Source organism: Pseudarthrobacter sp. NIBRBAC000502771 (assembly GCF_006517215.1).
GTDB classification, from domain to species: Bacteria; Actinomycetota; Actinomycetes; order Actinomycetales; family Micrococcaceae; genus Arthrobacter; species Arthrobacter niigatensis.
The window spans coordinates 4,035,900-4,057,367 of the sequence record NZ_CP041187.1 but is presented as its reverse complement, the minus strand read 5'-3'; the positions used below and the strand labels follow the sequence as shown (position 1 = coordinate 4,057,367).

Below are 21,468 nucleotides of genomic sequence, written 5' to 3'. Positions count from 1 at the left end.
CCTGAACTAAGGTGGATTCAATGACCTCCCCTTCCCGCCTGCCGGCACTGGCGGGCCTGCCCCTGGCCGTAGGTTCAGGCCTGGCCATCCCCGTCCAGGGCCGCATCAACGGCGCCCTGGGGGCGCGCCTGAATGACGGAATTGCCGCCGCGGCCGTGAGTTTCAGCACAGGCCTGCTGGTCATGATCCTCATTTCCCTGGTGTTGCCACGGGGCCGGGCCGGCCTGGCGGCCATCATCCCGGCCGTCCGCAGCCGCGCGTTTCCCCGCATCTATGTGGTGGCCGGCGCCATTGGAGCCCTGTTCGTCTTTGCCCAGTCCTTCACCGTCGGCATCCTCGGCGTGGCGCTGTTCACCGTGGCCACCGTCACCGGGCAGACCGTCAGCGGCCTCGTGGTGGACCGGCTGGGCATAGGGCCGGCCGGAAAGAAGTCGGTCACCGCCATCCGGATCGTCGGCTGCGTCCTGACCATCGCCGCCGTGGCCTGGGCGGTTTCGCCGAGGTTCAGCGGCGGCGGTTCCGGGGACGGGGCGGCCGGGTTGCTGCTTCCCCTCATACTGCCTGTGGCGGCGGGATTCCTCATGAGCTTCCAGCAGGCCATGAACGGTACCGCCACGCTCCACTACGGCACTCCCATTGCCGCCACCCTGGTGAACTTCGTGGCCGGCTGCATCGTGCTGTGGGCCGCGTTCGCCGTGAAGCTCGCCGTGGCCGGCCCCGGCAACCCGCTGCCGGGGGAGTGGTGGTACTACCTGGGCGGCCCCATGGGCTGCATCTTCATTGGGCTGGGCGCCCTGCTGGTCCGCAGCCTGGGCGTACTGGTCACCGGCCTGGGAATGATCGCGGGCCAATTGCTTGGCTCGCTGGCCCTGGACCTTGCCCTGCCCGCCCCGGGAACCGTCGTCGCGCCGGCCACCGTCCTGGGAACGCTGCTCACGCTCGGCGCGATCATCCTGGCCACCCTGCCCTGGCCCCGGGGCGCGCTTCGCAGGCAGCGGCCGGTACGCTAGGACACAAGCTTTCCCCTGATCTTCCTTCATCCGCCCCGACCCGTTGCCGCTGTGCCGCAGGCACATGGCAGCCGGGGCCTGACAACCCGCGGACCGCACCCAGCGGCCCTGTAGAAATTGGAGTTACCCCATGGCAGCAAAATCCGTCCTCGACCAGGTCATTTCCCTTTCCAAACGGAGGGGCTTCGTGTTCCAGGCCGGTGAGATCTACGGAGGTTCGCGCTCTGCCTGGGACTACGGGCCCCTCGGAGCCGAACTCAAGGAAAACATCAAGCGCCAGTGGTGGCAGTCCATGGTCCGCGGCCGGGAGGACGTGGTGGGCCTGGACTCCTCGGTGATCCTGCCCCGCCAGGTATGGGAAGCGTCCGGCCACGTGGAAGTCTTCTCCGATCCGCTGGTGGAGTGCCTCTCCTGCCACAAGCGCTACCGCGCTGACCACCTCGAGGAAGAATACGAGGAAAAGAAGGGCCGCCCCGCCGAGAACGGCCTGAAGGACATCGCCTGCGCCAACTGCGGCACCCGGGGCCAGTGGACCGAGCCGCAGGAGTTCTCCGGCCTGCTCAAGACCTACCTGGGACCGGTGGCCAGCGAGGAAGGCCTGCACTACCTGCGGCCCGAAACCGCGCAGGGCATCTTCGTGAACTTCAACAACGTGCTCACCACCTCGCGGAAGAAGCCGCCGTTCGGCATCGGCCAGATCGGCAAGTCCTTCCGCAACGAGATCACGCCCGGAAACTTCATCTTCCGCACCCGCGAGTTCGAGCAGATGGAGATGGAATTCTTCGTCGAGCCCGGCACGGACGAAGAGTGGCACCAGTACTGGATGAAGGAGCGCATGGCCTGGTATACGGGCCTGGGCATCCGCGAGGAGAACCTGCGCTTCTTCGAGCACCCCAAAGAGAAGCTCAGCCACTACTCCAAGGGCACCACGGACATCGAGTACCGGTTCGGCTTCCAGGGTTCCGAGTGGGGTGAGCTGGAAGGCATCGCCAACCGCACCGACTTTGACCTCTCCACCCACGCCAAGGCCTCCGGCACGGACCTGAGCTACTTCAACCAGGCCACCAACGAGCGCTACACCCCCTACGTGATCGAGCCCGCGGCCGGCCTCACCCGGTCCTTCATGGCGTTCCTGGTGGACGCCTACACCGAGGACGAGGCCCCCAACGCCAAGGGCGGCGTGGACGTGCGCACGGTCCTGAAGCTGGACCCGCGCCTGGCCCCCGTCAAGGCCGCCGTGCTGCCGCTGAGCCGCAACGAGGACCTGTCCCCGAAGGCCAAGGCCCTGGGCGCGCAGCTGCGGAAGAACTGGAACATCGACTTCGACGACGCCGGCGCAATCGGCCGCCGCTACCGCCGCCAGGACGAGATCGGCACCCCGTTCTGTATCACGGTGGACTTTGACACCCTCGAGGACCAGGCCGTCACCATCCGCGAGCGGGACACCATGAGCCAGGAACGCGTCTCCCTGGACAAGGTGGAAGGCTACCTGGCGGCACGGCTGATCGGCGCCTGAGCGTGGCCATCGAATACCGTGAATGGCGGGATGGCGACGACCTCGCGCTGCTGGAAATCTGGGGCGGCCCCGAGACTGCCCAGGCCCGCCAGTTCCGTGGCGCCCTGGCCGTGTCCTCCAACGGAGGGAACGGCACGCCGTGGCGGCGCTGCATCGTAGCCGAGGACGTCGTTGACGGCGTCGGCATCCCGGTCGCGGCCGGCGTCGTCTATGAAGCGTCCCTGCACCCGGAACGCCTCTGGGCCTACATTGAAGTCGCCAGGGACCACCGCCGCAACGGCATCGGAGCCACCCTCCTGGCCATGCTGCGCCGCGAAGCCGGACACGCGCCGTCGGGCGTTACCAAGCTCCGCGCCAAAGTGGAACCGGGCACGCCCGGGGCCGCATTCGCCGAAGCGGCCGGGCTGGCACCCATCCAGCGCTCCCGGCTGGTTATCGTTGAGCCCGGAGCCCTCCGGCTGCCCGTCTTCCCGGACAAGGACCACGGCGGCCGCCCCATCGATGGTGAAAACGCCGGTTCCGACATCGTCATGGACCTGGCTACCGGCTCGGTGGAGTTGACGGACGTGGTGGGCCGGTACTACACCTCCATCCACGGCTGGGACTCTCCTGGTGTTCTGTCCGTGGGCCAGGTGCAGAAACTCTTCCTGGATGAGCTCACCGGAGCCCACGGCGCCATCGTGCTCCGGGCCCAGCCGGAATCTGCGTTCGGCCAGGGCGTGGCACCCAGCAGGAAGGGCCGCATCCGGGCGTTCGCCGTCAGCTACGCAGCCCCTGCCGGCCCTGACGACGCACCGCAAACGGAAGTGGGCACGGGACCGGACACTCCCACGGACGTTTTCGTCGGGCACGAGCCCTCGCTTGCTGCCGACGATGCGGCCGAGGCCGTCCGGGACATGCTTGCGCTGATCGCCTACCAGCACCCCGTCATGCTGGAACTGGACGACTCGATGGCCGCGCTGCGCGCCGCCGTCGAACCCCTCCTGGCAGGCGGCAAGGCCCGCCTGGCCGGCGCCGAGACCCTGGTGGTCTCCGACTAAGCGCGCTCCCGCTTCCCAGCTGGGTAGCGCCAGGTGCCGTTTTGAGCCGTCAAAACGGTACCTGGCGCTACCTGCTTGGGCTGCGATGCTACCTGGTGCGGGGAGCCCGACGGCGGCCCGCGGCGGCGTCGGCAGCGTCCAGCAGTTGCCGCTCGGCATCCGTGGGCGCACCACCACCCAGCCGCGCCGGCATCCACCAGGCTCCAGGCCCCGGCCGGAGCGGAAAGCCGGCGATGCAGCGGTCGATCCCCGCCTGCAGGGTGCCGCGCAAAGCTTCCGTTGCCGCCTCAACGTCAACGCCGGCCGGAAGCACCACCGGCGCGTCCACGTGGACCCGGACCGGCGCCCGCCAGCTGCGGCGGAAGGAAAAGCCGTGCCCCCGGGTCAGGATGCGGTGGGCGCCCCAGATGGATACCGGGATGACCGGAACCCCCGCCTCCGCCGCCATCCGGACAGCACCCGTGCGGCATTCGCGGACCGTGAAGCTCCTGCTGACCCCCGCCTCGGGGAAAACAGCCAGGTATTCGCCTTCCCGCAGCCTGGCAACGGCAGCCGCGTAAGCGTCTGCGCGGCCCGTATATCCCACCACCACGTGGCCGCTGGCGCTGATGGCCGGGCCGGCCAGCCAGTGGTCCGCTGCGCCCTGGTGAACCAGGAACCGCAACTGGGCGCGTGCATGGCGCCACAGGAGCAGTTCCAGCACGGCAAAATCCACATAGCCGAAGTGAGTCACGGCGAAAACGGCCCCTTTCCCGCGGACCGGCTGCCGGGATGGCCCCGTCCGCGGCCCGGGATGGGGCAGGTGCTCCACGCCCGTGGCTCGGAGGTCCAGCTGGAGGGCCCAGCGGAGGAACTGCCCCGTGCGGACGATCAGCCGGTAGAAGCGGTCGTTGGGCGGGGGACGCCACGTCACAGGACCGGTCCCTACAGGGTGACGTGTACGGCGGACTCGGGCAGCAGCTCCACGAACGCACGGGACGGCTGGACGCCGGCGCCCGTGCTTTCGGCGAAGGATTTGATGACAAACCCGGTGGCCAGGGTGTGCCACACGCGGACTTTCCGGAGCATGAAGTGCCCCACGCCCTTGAGCGAGACGTACTGCATGCTCGCCGCGTCCGCGGACGCCCGGCGGGCAAAGGCCAGCGACTGCGAGGGGCTGGTCATATGGTCGGTGGTGCCATGGATGATCAGCACCTTCCGGCCGGCGACCCGGTAGGCAGGGGTTTCGGGGCTCAGCCATGGTGCCAGTGCCACCACGGCCTCCACCTGTGGGTGGTCCGCCGCGCACATGGCGGTCAGCCCGCCCATGGAGTGGCCCAGCAGGAACACGGGAACGCCCGGGTGGCGGTCCGCAATCTGCTGCAGCGCCCAGCGGGCATCCTGGAGCGGGGACATGTCGGAGCCGTTCCAGCCGCGGACGCTGTTGCGCAGGGACCACACCGCCAGCCCATGCTTCCGGCCGGCACGGTGCAGGTCCCTGGCGAAAGGGACCATCCTGGCCGGGCTAAGGTGCCGGGCCTCCACCGGATCCCGGCTGTGGGCCTTGCCGCCATGCAGGACCAGGACCACGCCCCGGGTGTTGCCGGATGCTTCAAGGACGCTCAGGACCGGCCGATGGGCGGAAACGCGCGGCACCTGCCCAGCCTGTACACCGCCCTTGTCGGGTGCTCCGTTTCTGCCGCCCCCATGCCCACCACGGTTGTCCATGCCAGGTTCCTCCCCATCCGATGGTCCATTTATAAACCCTATGGCGCCGCACGTAGAGTTCAACCATGAGGTTGTACTGCTGATGGGCGCCGGTCACTCCCACGCTTCCTTGGATCATTCGGAGCCGACGCCCCAGGCGATGGCTGCCCGCAGCAAGGCGAACCGGATCCTGGCCGCCGTGCTCATTCCGCTGGCACTGCTGACCCTGGCCGGAATGGCGGCGCTATGGCCATCCGGCAGCAAGGAAGGGGTTTCGCTCGCCAACCCGTACTCCACCGCCCCCGGCGTCACCTTCGATACCGGCACCATCCAGAGCGTGGTGACCGGGAACTGCATGCAGGGGAGTACCCAGCAAGGGCCGGCCCAACAGGCGCCCGGCCAGCAAGGGGGAGGCCAGCAAGGCGCGCAGCAGCCACCGGGCAAAGGCTCGGACTGCACGTTCGCCTACACCGAGCCCGACAAGGGCGGCAGCCCGGTCAAAGTGGTCATCAACCCGGATGTGGCCTCATCGCACGGGGTCAAGCCCGGGGACCAGATCCGCTACCTGAACCTGTCCAACGCCCAGGGCGCCGGCGGATCGCAGGGATCGCCGGCGTATATCTTCGTGGACTTCGTCCGGACCCTTCCCATCATCCTGCTCGCCGTGCTGTACGCCGTGGTGGTCATCGCCGTCGCCAGGTGGCGCGGACTCCGGGCCCTGATCGGGCTGGTGGGGGCATACTTCGTGCTCGCGAACTTCCTGCTCCCGGGCCTGGTGGAGGGCAAACCGCCGCTGTTGTTGGCCCTGGTGGGATCCACCGTGATCATGATCGGGGTGCTGTACTTCGCCCACGGGTTCTCCGCGCGCACGTCCACGGCGCTCCTGGGCACGGTCTTTGGACTGGCCATCACCGCCCTGCTCGCAGCGTGGGCTACGGATGCGGCCAACCTGGCCGGCGTCGGGAGCCACGACGCCGCCACCCTGGTGAACACGTCGTCCAACATCTCCATCTCCGGCGTGATCCTCTGCGGGCTCATCATTTCCGGCCTGGGCGTCCTCAACGATGTCACCATCACCCAGTCCTCAGCCGTGTGGGAGCTTTACGAGCTTGCACCGGCCAGCAGCGCCCGGAAGCTGTTCACTTCCGCCATGAGGATCGGCCGCGACCACATCGCATCCACGGTGTACACCATCGCGTTCGCCTACGCGGGCGCCGCGCTGCCCATCCTTATCATCGTCATGCTCTACGACCGGCCCCTGCTGGACACGCTCACCAGCGCCGAACTCTCCGAGGAGGTGATCCGGACGCTGGTGGGTTCCATCGGGCTGGTCCTGGCCATTCCGGTCACCACGCTGATCGCCGTGCTGGTGGTGAAGGCCACCGGGGTTCCGGTGCCGGGTCCCGTCCCGGCAGGCGGAGTCCATCCGCCCGTCGCCGGGCCAGGGGACGGAAAGCACGACGACGGGCACAGCCACGCGGACGACGTCGCGGACACCGGGGCGCTCGCCGCAGCCGTGCTTGAGGAACGCAGCCGGCGCGCCGCCGTCGAACCCGCCGCCGCGCACACCGACGCACCGGTGCCTTTGGAAGTACCCGCCACCCGCCGGGGCCGGCGGGCGGACCGCGGCTGACCTGCGGACCAGGGGCTGGACCGGCGTTCGCTGGAGGCGGCTACTGGTAGTCGGCCAGCCAGAGGTCCGGTCCGAAGACTTCGTACTGGATGTCCTTCGCCCGGACACCTGCCCCCACCAGGGCGGACCGTACGGCCTGCATGAAGGGCACGGGACCGCAAAGGTAATACTCGGCGTCGGACGGCAACGAGATGTCCTTGACGTTCATGAACCCCGGGTGCACCGTACCGGCGTCGCTGTCCGCGGAGGAGCCTTCACCGGCCGGCTCCAGGAACCACGACGTGAGGGAGGCGTCAGCCAGCGCCGCAAGGTCGGCCGTCACCTGGTTCCGCAGGGCAAAGGAGGCCGGGGAGTCGGCCGCATGCAGGAACAGGACCTTCCGCTGGGACCCGGACTTGACCAGGTGGGACAGCATGCCGGCCATGGGCGTAATGCCGATTCCCGCGCTCGCCAGCACCAGGGGCCGGTCCGTGTATTCCAGGACGACGTCGCCGAAGGGGGCAGAGAGGGTGACCTCGTCGCCAACCTTGACGTGGTCGTGCAGGAGGTTGGACATTTCGCCGTCCGGCGCCCCCTCCGCGCGCACCCGCTTGACGGCGAAGCGCCGGTGCTGGCCGTCGTCTGCCTGGGTCAGGCTGTACTGGCGGGGCTGCAGGACGCCGTCGGGCATCTGCATCCGGAGGGTGACGTACTGTCCCGGCAGCGATGGCTTGACTTCGCGCTCGTCGGTCCGCTCCACCACGAAACTGACAACGTCCTCGGTTTCCTGGATCTTTTCGGCCACCCGCCATGTGCGCCACACAGTTTCCGGGCTGAGCCGGACGGCGTCGTACAGCCCGCGTTCCTTGTTGATGAGCATGTTGGCCATGAGCCAGTAGACCTCGTCCCAGGCCGCGGCCACCTCGGGTGTCACGGCGTCGCCCAGGACATCCACGATGGCCCACATCAGGTTGTCGTGGACCACCTGGTATTGCTCAGGACTCAGTCCCAGGGAGACGTGCTTGTGCGAAATGCGGGACAGCAGATGGTCCGGCAGGTGGGTGGGGTCGTTGACCAGGAAGCCGGCGAAAGCGGCAACCGAACCGGCCAGCGCCTGTTGCTGCCGGCCATCTGCCTGGTTGCCGCGGTTGAACAGGCCGTTGAGCAGCTCGGGGTGTTCGCCGAACATGTGCTTGTAGAAACGGGACGCGATTTCCTGGATGTGTTCGCCCACCACGGGAAGGGTGGCCTGGATGACGGGATATGAGGTCTCTGACAGCATGGGTAAGTCTCCTTGAAGCGTCCTGGCTGGTGGTCCGTCCCCGCGCCACGCTAACAGCCGGCCGGAACGGGGGGTCAGGTACTTTGGCACTGGCCGGAAGCACCGATTTGCCCGGCTTTGCAACAATGGACAGGTGACTGTTGCTGCAACTCCTCCCGCCCCCAAGCTGGAACTCCCGCCCCTAAAGCTGGGACCCATCACGGTGGACACCCCGGTGATCCTCGCCCCCATGGCCGGCATCACCAACTCCGCCTTCCGCAGGCTCTGCCGTGAATACGGCGGCGGCATGTATGTGGCGGAGATGGTCACCTCGCGTGCGCTGGTGGAGCGGACCCCCGAATCCCTCCGCATCATTTCGCACGACGACGACGAGAAAGTGCGCTCCGTCCAGCTCTACGGCGTGGACCCCGGCACGGTCGGCGCTGCCGTGCGGATGCTCGTGGAGGAAGACCGGGCCGACCACATCGACCTCAACTTCGGCTGCCCTGTCCCCAAGGTGACCCGGCGCGGCGGCGGCTCGGCACTGCCCTGGAAGATCGATCTCTTCACCTCGATCGTGCTGACCGCCGTCAAGGAAGCCTCCAAGGGCAACGTTCCGCTGACCATCAAAATGCGCAAGGGCATCGACGATGACCACCTGACGTACCTCGACGCCGGCCGCATCGCGCGCGACTCCGGTGTCGCCGCCGTCGCACTCCACGGCCGGACGGCCGCCCAGTTCTATTCCGGCAAGGCCGACTGGTCCGCCATCGCCCGGCTCCGCGAGGCGCTGCCCGACATTCCGGTGCTGGGCAATGGCGATATCTGGTCCGCCGAGGACGCCGTCCGGATGGTCCGCGAAACCGGCGTGGACGGCGTGGTGGTGGGCCGCGGCTGCCAGGGCCGGCCGTGGCTCTTCGGTGACCTGCAGGCCGCGTTCGAAGGCAGCGACGTCCGGCACCGGCCCAACCTGCGCCAGGTGGCCGAAGGCGTGTACCGCCACGCCGAGCTCATGGTGGAAACCTTCGGCGACGAAGGTAAGGCGCTGCGTGAGATCCGCAAGCACATTGCCTGGTACTTCAAGGGCTACGTGGTGGGCGGGGAACTGCGCACGCGGCTTGCCCTGGTGACCAGCCTGGAGGTACTCCGGGACACACTGGCCGAACTGGACCTGGACTCGCCCTACCCCGGGGTGGACGCCGAAGGCCCCCGCGGCCGCGCCGGCGCCCCGAAAAGGCCGGCCCTGCCCAAGGACTGGCTGGACTCCCGGGCACTCAACGAGGACCAGTCCAAGGACATTGCGGCAGCAGAACTGGACGTTTCCGGTGGCTGAAGCTTCGGTTGCCGGGCACCGGCCCGCGGGAACCCCCACCGCGGCCCTGGCGCTGCCCGGTTACGACACGCACGATTCCGCCCGCTGGGTGGAGGAGCCGCCCAAGAACACGTACCGCTCAGACTTCGAACGGGACAGGGCAAGGGTGCTGCATTCCTCCGCGCTGCGCCGGCTGGGCGCGAAAACCCAGGTGGTGGCCCCGGACACGGACGACTTCGTGCGCACCCGCCTTACGCACAGCCTGGAAGTGGCGCAGGTGGGCCGCGAACTGGGCCGGGCCCTGGGCTGCGACCCGGACGTGGTGGACACGGCCTGCCTCAGCCACGACCTGGGCCACCCGCCTTTCGGCCACAACGGCGAGTCGGCGTTGAACGAGGTGGCACATGCCATCGGCGGCTTCGAGGGCAACGCCCAGACCCTCCGCCTGCTCACCCGGCTCGAGCCCAAGGTGCTCACGGCTGACGGCCGGCCCGCGGGCCTGAACCTCACCCGCGCAAGCCTTGACGCGGCGTCGAAATACCCCTGGTCAGCCCTGGAAGCGCCGGTGATCCATGGCCAGCGGACCAGCAAGTTCGGAGCCTACGAGGACGACCTCCCCATCTTCACCTGGCTCCGCGAAGGCGCCCCGGAACGCCGGAGCTGCCTGGAAGCCCAAGTCATGGACCTCGCGGACGACATCTCATACTCGGTGCACGACGTGGAGGACGCGATTGTTGCCGGCCACTTCCAGCTTCGCTGGATGGACAACCCGGACCACCGCGCCCGCGTGGTGGGCTACGCCAAGCAGTGGTACCTGCCGCACAACGACCCCGCGGCCATCGATGCCGCACTGGCCCGGCTGGAGGCCACGGATGTCTGGGTGCGGGAGGCCGATGGCAGCCGTAAATCGATGGCGGCGTTGAAGAACATGACCAGCCAGCTGATTGGCCGGTTCTGCCAGAGCGCCCTGGAAACCACCCGTGCCGTCTACGGGCCGGAAAACCTGACGCGCTATAACGCCGAACTCATGGTTCCCGACGAAACCGTCATGGAAATCGCGGTGATGAAGGGCCTGGCCACCACGTTCGTGATGACCACCGAGCACCGGCAGCCCATCTACGAGCGGCAGCGGGAAGTGCTCCACGCCCTGGTCACCGCCCTCAGCGCTACGGGGGACCGGCACCTGGAGCCGATGTTCGCGGCAGACTGGCGGGCGGCGGACGACGACGGCGCGCGCCTGCGCGTCGTCATCGACCAGGTGGCGTCCCTGACGGACGGCTCCGCGCTGGCCATGTACGAGCGCCTGGTGGGAAGCCTGCCCTCGCTCTGGTGACCAGCCCTGGTGCGGCCGGACGTCCCTGCGATCAACAGCTTCCTTAAAGCATCTTCACAGGAAGGAGGCGCACCATGGGAGGAAAGACAGGCCGCTAGGAACGGGAGCTGGTCATGAGTACTCGCAGCAGGGGCAAGCGCCTTGCCACCGGGATCACCGCGGCCGTGGGCGTTGGCAGCTTCGCCGCCGCCGGGGTCGCGGCATCCGCCGTCTACGCCGCAACGCCCTCCGTGATCGCCAGGACCACTCCCGCCACCGACACCAGCACCACACAGTCAAGCACGCCCAAATCTGACGACGATAACCGCGGGACCACCAAGAACAACACCTCACGCCGCTCGAAAACCTACGGCAGTTCCGGCAGCACCACGCCGGTCCAGCCGGGAAAAGGCAGTACCGTCCATGGCCGGTCATCGGGGTCCTGACATGGCAGGCTCCGGCAGGGCCGCTCCCGGCGCAGCCGGCACCTGGACCGCCGAACAACCTTCGCATGCGAGCAACACTGCGTCGCCGGACAACACAGCACGGGCCAGCTGGACTGTCTGGGAACTTGAGGCATCGGTCACCGTCACCGATCCAGAACTGCTCGCCGCCGCCGAAGAGGCCGTCCGCGGCGTTGTAGCGGCAATCGACCTCGCCTGCAGCCGCTTCCGGGAAGACTCCGAACTGATGATGGTCCAGTCCCGGATGTCGCAGGGCGTAGGCGTCAGCCCCCTGTTCCGGCTTCTGCTCGAGCGCGCACTGGAGGCGGCCCGGCTCACCGGCGGCGATGTGGACCCCACCCTCGGAGCTGAGCTGGCCGCCTTGGGCCATGGCCCGGAATGGCAGAGGCCCGGGCTCACCAGCATCCCGGTGCCGCTGCAGCCCGCACCTCCCCGGCGGCCTTCGGTACCGCGGGCACCCGGCTGGACCCGCCTGAACCTCGACGCCTCGACCCTGACCCTCCCGGCCGGCCTCCGGCTGGACCTGGGAGCAACAGCGAAGGCAGTCGCAGCCGACCTCGCCGCTGCCGCCGTGCACCAGGCACTGGGTTGCGGGGTGCTCATCAACCTGGGCGGCGACCTGGCCAGCGCAGGCCCGGGGCCGCGGGAGGACAGCGGGCCCGGCCAGTGGCAGGTCATGGTGCAGGACCTTCCTGCCGACCCCTGCCAGCAGGTCTCCCTGGCCCCGGGCTTTGCCCTGGCCACATCCAGTACGCAAAAGCGCCGCTGGAAGCACCAGGGGACCGAGGTGCACCACATCCTTGACCCCCGTTTTGGCCTGCCGGCCGAGCCGGTCTGGCGGTCGGTGACCGTTGCCGCCCCCACCTGCCTGGAAGCGAACGCGTTCAGCACGGCGGCAGTCGTCCGCGGCTTCGCTGCCGTGGACTGGTTCCGGGCCGAAGGCATAGCTGCCCGCCTGGTGGACAGCCGGGGCAGGGTGGTCACCACCGGGGACTGGCCTGCCGACAACGGCAGCCCTTCCCTGGCCGCCGGCGGAAGCTCCCATGCCGGGGGTGGCCGCCGTGGATGAAGCAATGTGGGCGTTCGGGCGGGTCAGCGGCTTCGTGTCCCTGGCACTATTCACCGTGTCCGTGCTGCTGGGGATCCTCAACAGGTCCGGCCGCCCGCTGCTGGTGCTGCCCCGGTTCTCCATCAGCCTCCTGCACCGGAACATAGCGCTGCTCGCCACGGTGTTCCTGGGGCTGCACGTGGGATCCCTGCTCCTGGACTCGTTTGCCAAGCTGAACCCGGTGGACGTCGTCGTCCCGTTCCTGGGCTCGTACCAGCCGTTTTGGCAGGGACTGGGGACGGTGGCCCTGGACCTCGTCCTCGCGGTGGTGGTGACGGGCCTGCTGAGGCACCGGATCGGGCAGCGCAGCTTCAAGGCCGTGCACTGGCTCAGCTACGGCGTCTGGCCGGTCGCCATGGCGCACGCCCTCGGCAACGGCACCGACGTCTCCAGCGGATGGTTCCTCCTGCTGGCCGTCGCGTCAGCGGTCGCCGTAGCGGCGGCCCTGCTGTGGCGCCTGAGCCCTTCCTTCCTCGAAACCTCCCACGCCAGGCAAGGACGCGTCCTGTGACCCACCCCCATGACACCCACCAGCCGGTGCCGCTCCACGCGGAACAGGACAGCCTGCGGCAGCAGCCGCGGCTCCTGGCCGCAGGCCCAGGCGCAGGCTGGTCCCAGCATCTTGAGGCGTTTGGGCCCTGGGAAGCGCAGGCTGCCGGACCCGGGCTGCTGGACACGCTTGCCGCAGCCGGGCTCACCGGGCGGGGCGGCGCCGCGTTCGAAACCTGGCGCAAAGCCAGTGCCGCTGCAGGGTCCGGACGGAAAGGCATGTTTGCGGCCAGGCCTGTGGTGATTGCGAACGGTGCAGAAGGCGAACCCCTGAGCTTCAAGGACCGGACCCTCCTGGCCCATGCACCCCACCTGGTCATCGACGGGCTCGTTGCCCTGGCCGAAGCACTGGGCGGCGCAAGTATGTACATGTACGCGCCTGCGGCCAGTCTTCCCCGCGTGGAACAGGCCGTCGGCGAACGTCCCCGGGGCAAGCGGATCCGCATGGTCCAGGCTCCCGAAACCTTCATCTCCGGTGAGTCGAGCGCCGTCGTCAACATGATTGCCAACGGCAGCGCCATCCCCACGGACCAGCGGCCCCGCCTCAGCGAATCCGGCCTCAACGGCCGGCCCACGCTGGTGGTCAACGTCGAAACCCTTGCCCAGGTTGCCCTGATTGCCCGTTACGGAGCGCCGTGGTTCCGCCAGGCGGGGACACCGGCTGACCCCGGCACCCGGCTCGTGTCCGTTTCCGGCCCTGCCCCGGTACCGGACGTCGTGCTGGAAGTGCCCGGCGGTGCACAACTTTCGGCGGTCCTGCAGGAGGCCGGGATGGATCCTGCCGCCCTGTCCGCCGTCCTGGTGGGTGGCTATCACGGGCGGTGGGTGCGGCCCGCCGCGCACGCGCTCTCTCCAGCGGGGCTGCCCGGCCGGACCGTCCGGCTGGGAGCAGGCGTGATCCATGCCCTGGACCTGCAGGCGTGCGGCATCCAGGCCACTGCCAGGATCGTGGGCTACCTGGCCGACCAATCCGCCCGGCAATGCGGACCCTGCATGTTCGGGCTGCCGGCCATGGCGTCCATCCTGAACCGGATCGCCGGCGGGGAAACCAATCACCGGCTTGCTTCCGAGCTTGACCGGCTGGGGAAGCTGGTTTCGGGACGTGGCGCGTGCCGGCACCCGGAGGGGACCGCCGGCCTGGTCGGCAGCGCCCTGGAGGTCTTCGCCGGCGACTTCCGCGCCCACCTTTCCGGCTACTGCACGGGCCCGGGAGGAGCAGCGGCATGAAAACCCACCTGCACATCGACTGGACCAGCTGCGACGGCCGCGGCCTGTGTGTCGAACTGCTTCCCGGCGTACTGGACCGGGATGACTGGGGGTACCCGGTGGCACGGGGGAAGGTGGGCCGGGACCGGACAGATGTTCCGCTGCGTGATGCCGACCGGGAAGCCGCGCAGGAGGCCGTCATCCTGTGCCCCAAGCTGGCGCTGAGCCTGCTGGAGGGAAAGGCTCCGGAACCACAGAAGCGGGCGCCGGGGACGTGAAGCCGGGCGGTGACACTAAGATTGCTGTGTGGCTGGGCTGATTAAACGTGAAGATATCGACGAAGTACGCCAGCGCACGGACATCAAGGAAGTGGTTGACGGCTACGTCACGCTCAAGGGTGCGGGGCTGGGAACCTTCAAGGGCCTGTGCCCCTTCCACGACGAGCGCTCGCCGTCCTTCACCGTCCGTCCCCAGGTAGGCCGCTACCACTGCTTCGGCTGCGGCGAGGACGGCGACGTCATCGCCTTCGTCCAGAAGCAGGACCACAGCTCCTTCCAGGAAGCCGTGGAGAAGCTTGCATCCCGGATCGGCTACGAGTTGCGCTACGAGGACGGCGGCACCGGCCCCAACCGTGAGGAAGTGGGCCGGCGCCAGCGGCTGCTGGACGCACATAAGATCGCGGACGAATTCTTCCGGGCCCAAATGCTCACCCCCGGCGCCGCCACGGCCCGCAACTTCCTGTTTGGCCGCGGCTTCGACCGGGCCGCCGCGGAACACTTTGGCTGCGGTTATGCACCCCAAGGGTGGGATGCGCTGCTGAAGCACCTCCGCGGCCGCGGCTTCACCGACGCCGAGCTCAAGCTGACCGGCATGTTCAGCGAAGGAAACCGGGGCATCTACGACCGTTTCCGCGGCCGCCTCATCTGGCCCATCAAGGACATGGCCGGCGACACCATCGGCTTCGGCGCGCGCAAGCTGTATGAGGACGACCAAGGCCCCAAGTACCTCAACACCCCGGAGACCACCCTCTACAAGAAGTCACAGGTCCTCTACGGCATCGACCTCGCCAAACGCAGCATTGCCAAGGACCGGCAGTTGGTGGTGGTGGAGGGCTACACGGACGTCATGGCGTGCCACCTCGCCGGGATCACGACGGCGGTGGCCACCTGCGGCACGGCGTTCGGCACCGAACACATCAAGATCGCCCGCCGGCTTTTGTCCGACGACGGCACCGGGGGAGAAGTGGTGTTCACCTTCGACGGCGACGCCGCCGGGCAGAAGGCCGCCCTGCGGGCCTTCGAAGAGGACCAGCGCTTCACCGCCCAGACCTACGTGGCCGTGGAACCCACAGGCGCCGATCCCTGCGACCTGCGCCTCAGCCGCGGGGATGACGCGGTGCACGCCCTGATCCAGTCCCGCCGGCCGCTGTTCGAATTCGCCATCCGCAGCACCTTGAAGCAGTTCAACCTCGATACCGTTGAGGGCCGCGTGCAGGGCCTCAAGGCTTCCGTGCCGGTGGTGGCCGCCATCCGGGATGCCTCCACCCGGACGGGTTACTGCCAGGCGTTGACCGGCTGGCTGGGCATGCCGGACCCCAACGAGGTCCTGCGCATGGTCAACGCAGAAGTGAAGAACGCCGGAAAGCGTGGCGACCCGGGACGGTCCCCGGTTCCGGGCCAGCCGCAGCCAGGCGGTCCCTCCCGCCCGGCTCCCGCCCAGCCCGGGGCGCCGGGCGTAGCTGCCGGGCCGTCGTCGGGCGTTGTCCCGTCCTTCCACCGGCCGGAACCCCGCGATCCCGTGGCCTCCATGGAGCGGCAGGCGCTGGAGGTGGCGCTGCAGCAGCCTGCGCTGCTGGCGGGCGGGGTGTGGGACCGCTTTGCCGCTGCCCGGTTCGCCATCCCTGCCTTCCAGGCCGTCCACGATGCCATGCGTGCCACGGGCCCCGGCCTGACCGTTGATCCGGTGCGCTGGGTGGAACACGTGATGCACGCGGTTCCAGAGCCCCTCCGGCCGCTGGTGTCGGAACTCGCCGTGGTGCCCCTGCCGGCCCATACCGAGGAAGCGGTCCTGAAGTACTGCCGCGACATTCTGTCCCGGCTGTTCGAACTGCAGATCACCCGGATCAAGGCTGACAAAATGGGCCAGTTGCAGCGCCTTGACGCGGCGGCGGAGCCGGAAACCTACCAGCGGCTCAACCGGGAACTGATGATGCTGGAAATGGAACGCCGGGCCCTGCGGGCCGAGGCGTAGGGGGGCCGGGCCGCGGACCCGGGGTGGGCCAAGTCACGGCGGTCCGATTTCGTTTCCCCGCCGGGTGTTTGCTAGGCTGGTACCCGCTTCATTCCTCCTTAGCTCAATTGGCAGAGCATTCGACTGTTAATCGAAGGGTTGCTGGTTCAAGTCCAGCAGGAGGAGCTTCCAATCCCCGTTCCGGCTTCCGGAACGGGGATTTTTGTTTCCCCGCAAGGCAGGCTGGGCCTGGGGAACTGCCGATTTCCCTGTGCCGGAATCCTTTGCTAATGTCATACCTGCTTCATTCCTCCTTAGCTCAATTGGCAGAGCATTCGACTGTTAATCGAAGGGTTGCTGGTTCAAGTCCAGCAGGAGGAGCGCAACGAAAAAATCCCCGTTCCTCCGGTTGGAGGAGCGGGGATTTTCTTATGCGGTGCTGCAGTGGTCAGACGAAGTCCATTTCCACCTGCAGGAACCTTTCGGCTTCGGCGATGGCCGCCTGGAAGGCTTCCTTCTCGGTCGGCGACTTCCGGGGCTCGCGGGGGTTCCATTCGTGCGGCGCGGAGTGGATCCTCACGAAGCCGGCGTCCGGGGGAGCGTAGAAGATTCCGAAGCGCTGCACCGGCCATTCCGGGGAGGTTTCCGGCGCCACCAGCAAGGCCGCGTTGAAGGCGGGATTGAACCATTGGGCGATGGGCCGGCGCCGGTCTTCGGTGAACAGTCCCGCAGCGTACAGGGCCGCCGACTGCTGGCCTGCCTGCGCACACAGCCGCTCCCACCACAGTGGCAGGATCCGGGCGTCGCACCGTTGCCATGTGGCCGGAAGTGGCGGTTGGTTCTGCCAGTTGGGCACGGCATCATTTTATCGCGGGAGGGACCCGGACGGCAGGGAATGCCGCACCGGACCGGCCATAACAATCAGTGCCGGGAAGTCAGCGGCGCCGGCGGGAGCCCGGGTTGACCCGGTACAGGAGCGCGGCGCCTGCCAGCGTCCCCAGGATGATGCCCCAGCCCGGGTTTCCCAGGAGACGGCCGGCGAAGTAGCCGACGACGGCGCCGAGCACCGCCCCGAGGAACAGTCCCCGTCCGTTACGGTGCGGTTTGCGGCTCACGGGCTGCCTTTCGATTGGAGGCAAAGGGGCTGGCATGCGCCCCTGATGATGGCCTGGCTCAGTGGATCGAGGGTACCGTGCGCGGCCGGACCACCAGCCACAGTGCGGCGGCCGCCAGGAGGATGCAGGCTGCCTGCACCCCGCCCATGGGCGCGGCGCTGGTGATGCCGAGCCAGCCCACCACCGGGGAAATGAGCCCGGCCATCAGGAACGTCGCGGCACCCAGCAGCGACGCTGCCGTTCCCGCCTGGGCCGCGTGTCCGGCCAGGGCGAGCACCTGGACGCAGGGGAACATGAAACCGGTGCCCAGGATGTAGAACCACAGCGGGACCATGACGCCCCACAGTCCCAGGCCGGCGCGGTCAAAGACCACGATCAACATGGCCATCAGGAACATCCACGCCGTGGCGCCGGCCAGGATCCACTGTGGCGGGACGATCCGGATGAGCCGCGCACTGGTCTGCACGCCGGCCACGATGCCCAGGGAGTTGATGCCAAACAGCAGGCCGTACTGCTGGGCTGAAAACCCGAAGACGTCCTGGAACAGGAATGGCGAGGCCGAAAGGTAGGTGAACAGGCCGCCGAAGTTGAATCCCGCAACCATCAGCAGCCCCACGAAGATCCGGTCGCTGAACAGCGCTTTGTAGCGTTGCCGGGCTGTCATGCCGGTCCGCCCGCGTTTTTCCGGAGGCAGCGTTTCGCGCACCAGGAGGAGCGCGGCGACAACCACGAGGGTTCCGTATGCTGCCAGGAACACGAAGATGCCCGGCCATGGCATCACCAGCAGAAGCTGTGAGCCGATGACCGGGGCAAGGATGGGCGCCAGCCCGTTGACCAGGGACATCCTGGAGAACATGCGCACCATGGCGTAGCCGGAAAACAGGTCGCGGACCATGGCCATGGCCACCACGCCGCCGCCGGCCGCGCCAACCCCCATCAGCACGCGGAAGATCCCCAGCGCGGCGATGTCCGCGGATACTGCGGCGCCCAGCGATGCCGCGATGTGCAGTGCCGTGGCCAGGATCAGCGGGGTCCGGCGGCCGAACTTGTCGCTGAAGGGGCCAACCACCAGTTGCCCGAACGCGAATCCGACCGTGGTGCCGGCCAGGGTGAGCTGAACCTGGGCCTCCGTCACCCCCAGGCTTGCCTCCAGCGCCGGAAAGGCGGGCAGGTAGAGGTCGATGGTAAATGGACCAAGGGCGGTCAGGGCGCCCAACAGGAGGATGTACAGGAGCTTCCGGCGGCGGCTCAGCAGGTCGCCCGGATTGGGGGGATTGGTCACGGAGTACAATCCTAGGCCCGCGCATGCCGGTTTTTGCAGCGTTGTAGGCCGCGCCCACCGGCAAGCCCCCAAGTTCGCCCTGAACCTGAATGGTAGTTTTGGTGGCGTGGACTGTGCGGCTGCACATTCCACACCCAACGGATGCAGTATCGACCCATGAACCAGTAAGGCGGAACCGATGAGCGGACGTCACAGCGGGCGTACCAGCCCGGGATTGCGTATCACTGCGCTGCCCGGGACGGCAAGACTCCTTTTCCGGTTGGCCCCCCGCCAGCTCAATGACGAGATCGCCTTCGCCAAGATCGAACTCAAGCGCAAGGGAATCCAGGTGGGGGTGGCCGCGGCCTTCTTCGCCGTCGCGCTGCTCTTCCTCGCATTCCTGGTGGTTGGACTGATCGTTGCGGCCATCATGGGCCTGGCCACCATCATGCCCGCCTGGCTGGCAGCCCTGCTGGTCTCCGCCGCTTTCCTGCTGATAGCCCTCATCGGCGGCCTGGTTGGCCTCGCGAGGTTCAAGAAGGCCATGCCGCTGATGCCGGAAGAGACCATCCGCGGCATCAGGCACGATATCGGGGTGGCCCGCGAGGGCTCGGCCTTCAACCCGGCCATCCTTGACCCGGAGAGCCCCGAGGCCAAGGCTGCCAAGGCCGCCAAGGCCGACGCAGCCGCCAAGGCAAAGGCGGAGAAGGAAGCCAAGGCCGCCCAGCACGCGCAGGAATTCCCGCACGCGTCCGAAGCAGATCTGGTGCGGCGCCTGGGCCAGCGCCGCCACCACCTCACCGAGGTCCGGGACGAACTCGGCACGGAGCTGGATGTGAAGACCCAGGCCCGCTACCTGCTCGCCGCCGCCCAGGTCAAGGCGCGCGAGGGCCAGGTGCTGGCGCGGCACGGCATGGAATCGGCGGGGCAGCGGTTCGCGGCAGTATCCGGCTCCGCCGACCTGTCCAGGCGCTGGAAGCCGCTGGCCGCCTTCGTCGCGGCAGGCACGGTCCTGGTGGTCCTCCTGCGCAGGCTCTTCCGCGCCAACTAGGTCCCCGTTCCGCCACGCAAGATTCCGGCGGACGCTGTTTCCGCCTGTAAAGGCACAACCGAAAGACCGCGCCGCGGCGCTGCAGGAAGGAGAGGGGACGGGTGAAGTTCATTGGTGCAGGCGCCCGCCCCGGCCGTCCCCAGGTGGACCATGACCGCGTGGCCACCATCCCCAACCTGCTCACCGTGGTGCGGTTCATGGGCGTTCCGCTCTTCATCTGGCTTGTGCTGGCCCAGAAGGAATACGGGGCCGGCGTGGCTGTCCTGGCTGTCATGGCCGGGACGGACTGGATCGACGGCTACATCGCCCGCCGGTTCGACCAAGCCTCCAAGCTCGGCCGGGTCCTTGACCCCATTGCCGACCGCCTGGCCCTGCTGGCGGTGGCCTTCACCCTGGTGATTGCCGGCGTCGTGCATTGGCTTTACCTGGCGGCACTCGTGGTTCCCGATGCCGTCCTGCTGGTATTGACGCTCTCCCTTTTCCACGGACACCCGGACCTCCCGGTCAGCGTGGTGGGCAAGGTACGGACCGGGCTGCTGCTGCTGGGCACGCCCCTGCTGCTCCTATCCCGCCTGGATACCGTCATGTCCGCCACCCTCCTCACCGCCGCCTGGGTGGTGCTGGGCCTGGGCCTGGTCGGCCACTGGATTGCCGCGTACAACTACTTTTGGGCCATGCTGCGCAAGGGCCGGGAACAACAACAGCACGACGGCGGGAACAGCTGATGGTGTGGCTTGCCGTCGGCCTGGCGGTGCTTGGCGCCTTCTGCCTTGCCCTGGGTGCCCAGCGCCAGGGGAGCGCGGTCAAGGCCGACACCGGTGGCCTGGCCCTCAGTTCGAACGGTTTCCTGCGCCTCCTGCGCAACCCCCGGTGGATGCTGGGGCTCCTGCTGTTGTGCACCGGCATGGCCATGAATGCCGTAGCCCTGGTCTCCGCGCCGCTTACCGTGATCCAGCCCATTGGTGCCATTGCCCTGGTGATCACCACAGTGGTCAACGCCAGGGACCAGGACCTGACGATCAACCGTGCCACGGCGGTCTCCATCGCCGCGTGCGTCACTGGGTCCGCGCTGTTCGTCCTCCTGGCGGTCAACGTGACCCAGGAGAACCACCATGTCAGCCCGGAAGACGAGCTCACCATCGTGCTGCTCCTGGCCCTGGCGGTGGGGCTGTTCGGCACGCTGGCCGTGATGTTCAGGCACCGGATGAACGCGTTCATCTATATCCTCGGCGCCGGCATCCTGTTCGGTTTCGTGGCGGTGCTCACCCGGATCATCGGCAAGCACCTTTTGGACCCGAATGGGCTCTTCCTGCTGAACGTCCAGTGGTATTCCGTGGTGGCCATCATCGCGGCCGGCGGCCTGGGGTCATGGTTCGTGCAGAGCGCCTACTCCACGGGGCCGCCGGACCTGGTGATCGCCGGACTAACGGTGGTTGACCCCATGGTGGGCATTGCCATCGGCATCATCATCCTGGGTGAACTGCGGCCCGACGTCCATGCGGTCATGGCCATTGCAATGGGAACGGCGGCCTGCCTTGCTATCGTTGGAGTCATCGCCCTTTCCCGGCACCACCCGGAAGTTACCAAGCGCAAGAAGGACGCGCGGAAGGCTTCCGGAAGGCCCACCCACTAGTTCACTTCCAGTCCAACGTCACCAGCAATTCCACGAAGCCCGGCGCCCCCTGCGCCAGCGGCCAACCGTGCTGTCAGTTCCACGCTGTCCGCACCGTGACCAT

At 68.0% G+C, this 21,468-nt stretch carries 21 protein-coding genes and 2 tRNA genes; 17 read left to right on the top strand and 6 right to left on the bottom strand.

Going from position 1 to position 21,468, the window contains the following annotated elements:
* Positions 1-20 precede the first annotated feature (20 nt).
* The 3 genes from NIBR502771_RS18925 (at position 21) to NIBR502771_RS18915 (ending at position 3,566) form a co-directional block, all read left to right on the top strand.
* Positions 21-1,010, top strand: coding sequence for a DMT family transporter (locus NIBR502771_RS18925; protein ID WP_141161051.1), 990 nt, complete (start codon positions 21-23; stop codon positions 1,008-1,010).
* A 130-nt stretch (positions 1,011-1,140) separates the two neighbouring features.
* A complete protein-coding gene (locus NIBR502771_RS18920) occupies positions 1,141-2,526 on the top strand; it encodes a glycine--tRNA ligase (protein WP_141161050.1) in 1,386 nt (461 codons plus the stop codon).
* A 2-nt stretch (positions 2,527-2,528) separates the two neighbouring features.
* A complete protein-coding gene (locus NIBR502771_RS18915; protein ID WP_141161049.1) occupies positions 2,529-3,566 on the top strand; it encodes a GNAT family N-acetyltransferase in 1,038 nt (345 codons plus the stop codon).
* A gap of 88 nt (positions 3,567-3,654) precedes the next feature.
* Here NIBR502771_RS18915 and NIBR502771_RS18910 read toward each other — a convergent pair whose 3' ends face one another.
* Both NIBR502771_RS18910 and NIBR502771_RS18905 read right to left on the bottom strand, forming a co-directional pair.
* Positions 3,655-4,479, bottom strand: a complete 825-nt coding sequence (locus tag NIBR502771_RS18910) for a 1-acyl-sn-glycerol-3-phosphate acyltransferase (protein WP_141161048.1) — start codon at positions 4,477-4,479, stop codon at positions 3,655-3,657.
* 11 nt (positions 4,480-4,490) lie between these two features.
* Positions 4,491-5,273 carry an alpha/beta hydrolase gene (locus NIBR502771_RS18905; RefSeq protein ID WP_141161047.1) on the bottom strand — a complete coding sequence of 261 codons (783 nt, stop codon included), beginning with the start codon at positions 5,271-5,273 and terminating at the stop codon, positions 4,491-4,493.
* 139 nt (positions 5,274-5,412) lie between these two features.
* Here NIBR502771_RS18905 and NIBR502771_RS18900 point away from each other — a divergent pair, with 139 nt between their 5' ends.
* Positions 5,413-6,885, top strand: coding sequence for a YibE/F family protein (locus NIBR502771_RS18900; RefSeq protein WP_141161046.1), 1,473 nt, complete (start codon positions 5,413-5,415; stop codon positions 6,883-6,885).
* A gap of 40 nt (positions 6,886-6,925) precedes the next feature.
* Here NIBR502771_RS18900 and NIBR502771_RS18895 read toward each other — a convergent pair whose 3' ends face one another.
* Positions 6,926-8,146 (bottom strand): globin domain-containing protein, encoded by a 1,221-nt coding sequence (locus NIBR502771_RS18895; protein WP_141161045.1) that lies wholly within the window; start codon positions 8,144-8,146, stop codon positions 6,926-6,928.
* 133 nt (positions 8,147-8,279) lie between these two features.
* Here NIBR502771_RS18895 and dusB point away from each other — a divergent pair, with 133 nt between their 5' ends.
* From dusB to NIBR502771_RS18845, 10 genes are all read left to right on the top strand, one after another.
* Positions 8,280-9,458: a tRNA dihydrouridine synthase DusB gene (gene dusB, locus NIBR502771_RS18890; RefSeq protein ID WP_141161044.1), complete on the top strand. Its 1,179-nt coding sequence runs from the start codon at positions 8,280-8,282 to the stop codon at positions 9,456-9,458.
* Entirely contained in the window at positions 9,451-10,770 is a 1,320-nt protein-coding gene (locus NIBR502771_RS18885; protein WP_370871401.1) for a deoxyguanosinetriphosphate triphosphohydrolase, read from the top strand. The genes dusB and NIBR502771_RS18885 overlap by 8 nt, the downstream gene beginning before the upstream one ends.
* Before the next feature lie 113 nt (positions 10,771-10,883).
* A complete protein-coding gene (locus tag NIBR502771_RS18880; protein WP_141161043.1) occupies positions 10,884-11,195 on the top strand; it encodes a hypothetical protein in 312 nt (103 codons plus the stop codon).
* 1 nt (position 11,196) lies between these two features.
* Positions 11,197-12,282: an FAD:protein FMN transferase gene (locus NIBR502771_RS18875; protein WP_141161042.1), complete on the top strand. Its 1,086-nt coding sequence runs from the start codon at positions 11,197-11,199 to the stop codon at positions 12,280-12,282.
* Positions 12,275-12,832, top strand: coding sequence for a ferric reductase-like transmembrane domain-containing protein (locus NIBR502771_RS18870; RefSeq protein ID WP_246839737.1), 558 nt, complete (start codon positions 12,275-12,277; stop codon positions 12,830-12,832). The genes NIBR502771_RS18875 and NIBR502771_RS18870 overlap by 8 nt, the downstream gene beginning before the upstream one ends.
* Entirely contained in the window at positions 12,829-14,097 is a 1,269-nt protein-coding gene (locus tag NIBR502771_RS18865; protein ID WP_246839736.1) for an NADH-ubiquinone oxidoreductase-F iron-sulfur binding region domain-containing protein, read from the top strand. Before NIBR502771_RS18870 ends, NIBR502771_RS18865 begins: the two co-directional genes overlap by 4 nt.
* Positions 14,094-14,354 carry a ferredoxin gene (locus NIBR502771_RS18860; protein WP_141161040.1) on the top strand — a complete coding sequence of 87 codons (261 nt, stop codon included), beginning with the start codon at positions 14,094-14,096 and terminating at the stop codon, positions 14,352-14,354. The genes NIBR502771_RS18865 and NIBR502771_RS18860 overlap by 4 nt, the downstream gene beginning before the upstream one ends.
* A 28-nt stretch (positions 14,355-14,382) precedes the next feature.
* Positions 14,383-16,326, top strand: coding sequence for a DNA primase (gene dnaG, locus NIBR502771_RS18855; RefSeq protein ID WP_141161039.1), 1,944 nt, complete (start codon positions 14,383-14,385; stop codon positions 16,324-16,326).
* A gap of 92 nt (positions 16,327-16,418) precedes the next feature.
* Positions 16,419-16,491: transfer RNA gene (locus tag NIBR502771_RS18850), tRNA-Asn, on the top strand.
* Positions 16,492-16,613: 122 nt separating this feature from the next.
* Positions 16,614-16,686, top strand: a tRNA-Asn gene (locus NIBR502771_RS18845).
* Positions 16,687-16,753: 67 nt separating this feature from the next.
* Here NIBR502771_RS18845 and NIBR502771_RS18840 read toward each other — a convergent pair.
* From NIBR502771_RS18840 to NIBR502771_RS18830, 3 genes are all read right to left on the bottom strand, one after another.
* Positions 16,754-17,161 carry a hypothetical protein gene (locus NIBR502771_RS18840; RefSeq protein ID WP_141161038.1) on the bottom strand — a complete coding sequence of 136 codons (408 nt, stop codon included), beginning with the start codon at positions 17,159-17,161 and terminating at the stop codon, positions 16,754-16,756.
* Between the two features lie 79 nt (positions 17,162-17,240).
* Positions 17,241-17,420 (bottom strand): glycine zipper 2TM domain-containing protein, encoded by a 180-nt coding sequence (locus NIBR502771_RS18835; RefSeq protein WP_141161037.1) that lies wholly within the window; start codon positions 17,418-17,420, stop codon positions 17,241-17,243.
* A gap of 58 nt (positions 17,421-17,478) precedes the next feature.
* Entirely contained in the window at positions 17,479-18,702 is a 1,224-nt protein-coding gene (locus NIBR502771_RS18830) for a multidrug effflux MFS transporter (protein WP_141161036.1), read from the bottom strand.
* A gap of 178 nt (positions 18,703-18,880) precedes the next feature.
* Between NIBR502771_RS18830 and NIBR502771_RS18825 the strand changes: the two genes are divergently transcribed.
* From NIBR502771_RS18825 to NIBR502771_RS18815, 3 genes are all read left to right on the top strand, one after another.
* On the top strand, positions 18,881-19,732 hold the full coding sequence (locus NIBR502771_RS18825; protein ID WP_141161035.1) for a phage holin family protein: 852 nt from the start codon (positions 18,881-18,883) through the stop codon (positions 19,730-19,732).
* 101 nt (positions 19,733-19,833) lie between these two features.
* Entirely contained in the window at positions 19,834-20,457 is a 624-nt protein-coding gene (locus NIBR502771_RS18820; RefSeq protein WP_141161034.1) for a CDP-alcohol phosphatidyltransferase family protein, read from the top strand.
* Entirely contained in the window at positions 20,457-21,365 is a 909-nt protein-coding gene (locus tag NIBR502771_RS18815; protein WP_141161033.1) for a DMT family transporter, read from the top strand. The genes NIBR502771_RS18820 and NIBR502771_RS18815 overlap by 1 nt, the downstream gene beginning before the upstream one ends.
* The last annotated feature ends 103 nt before the right edge of the window (positions 21,366-21,468 follow it).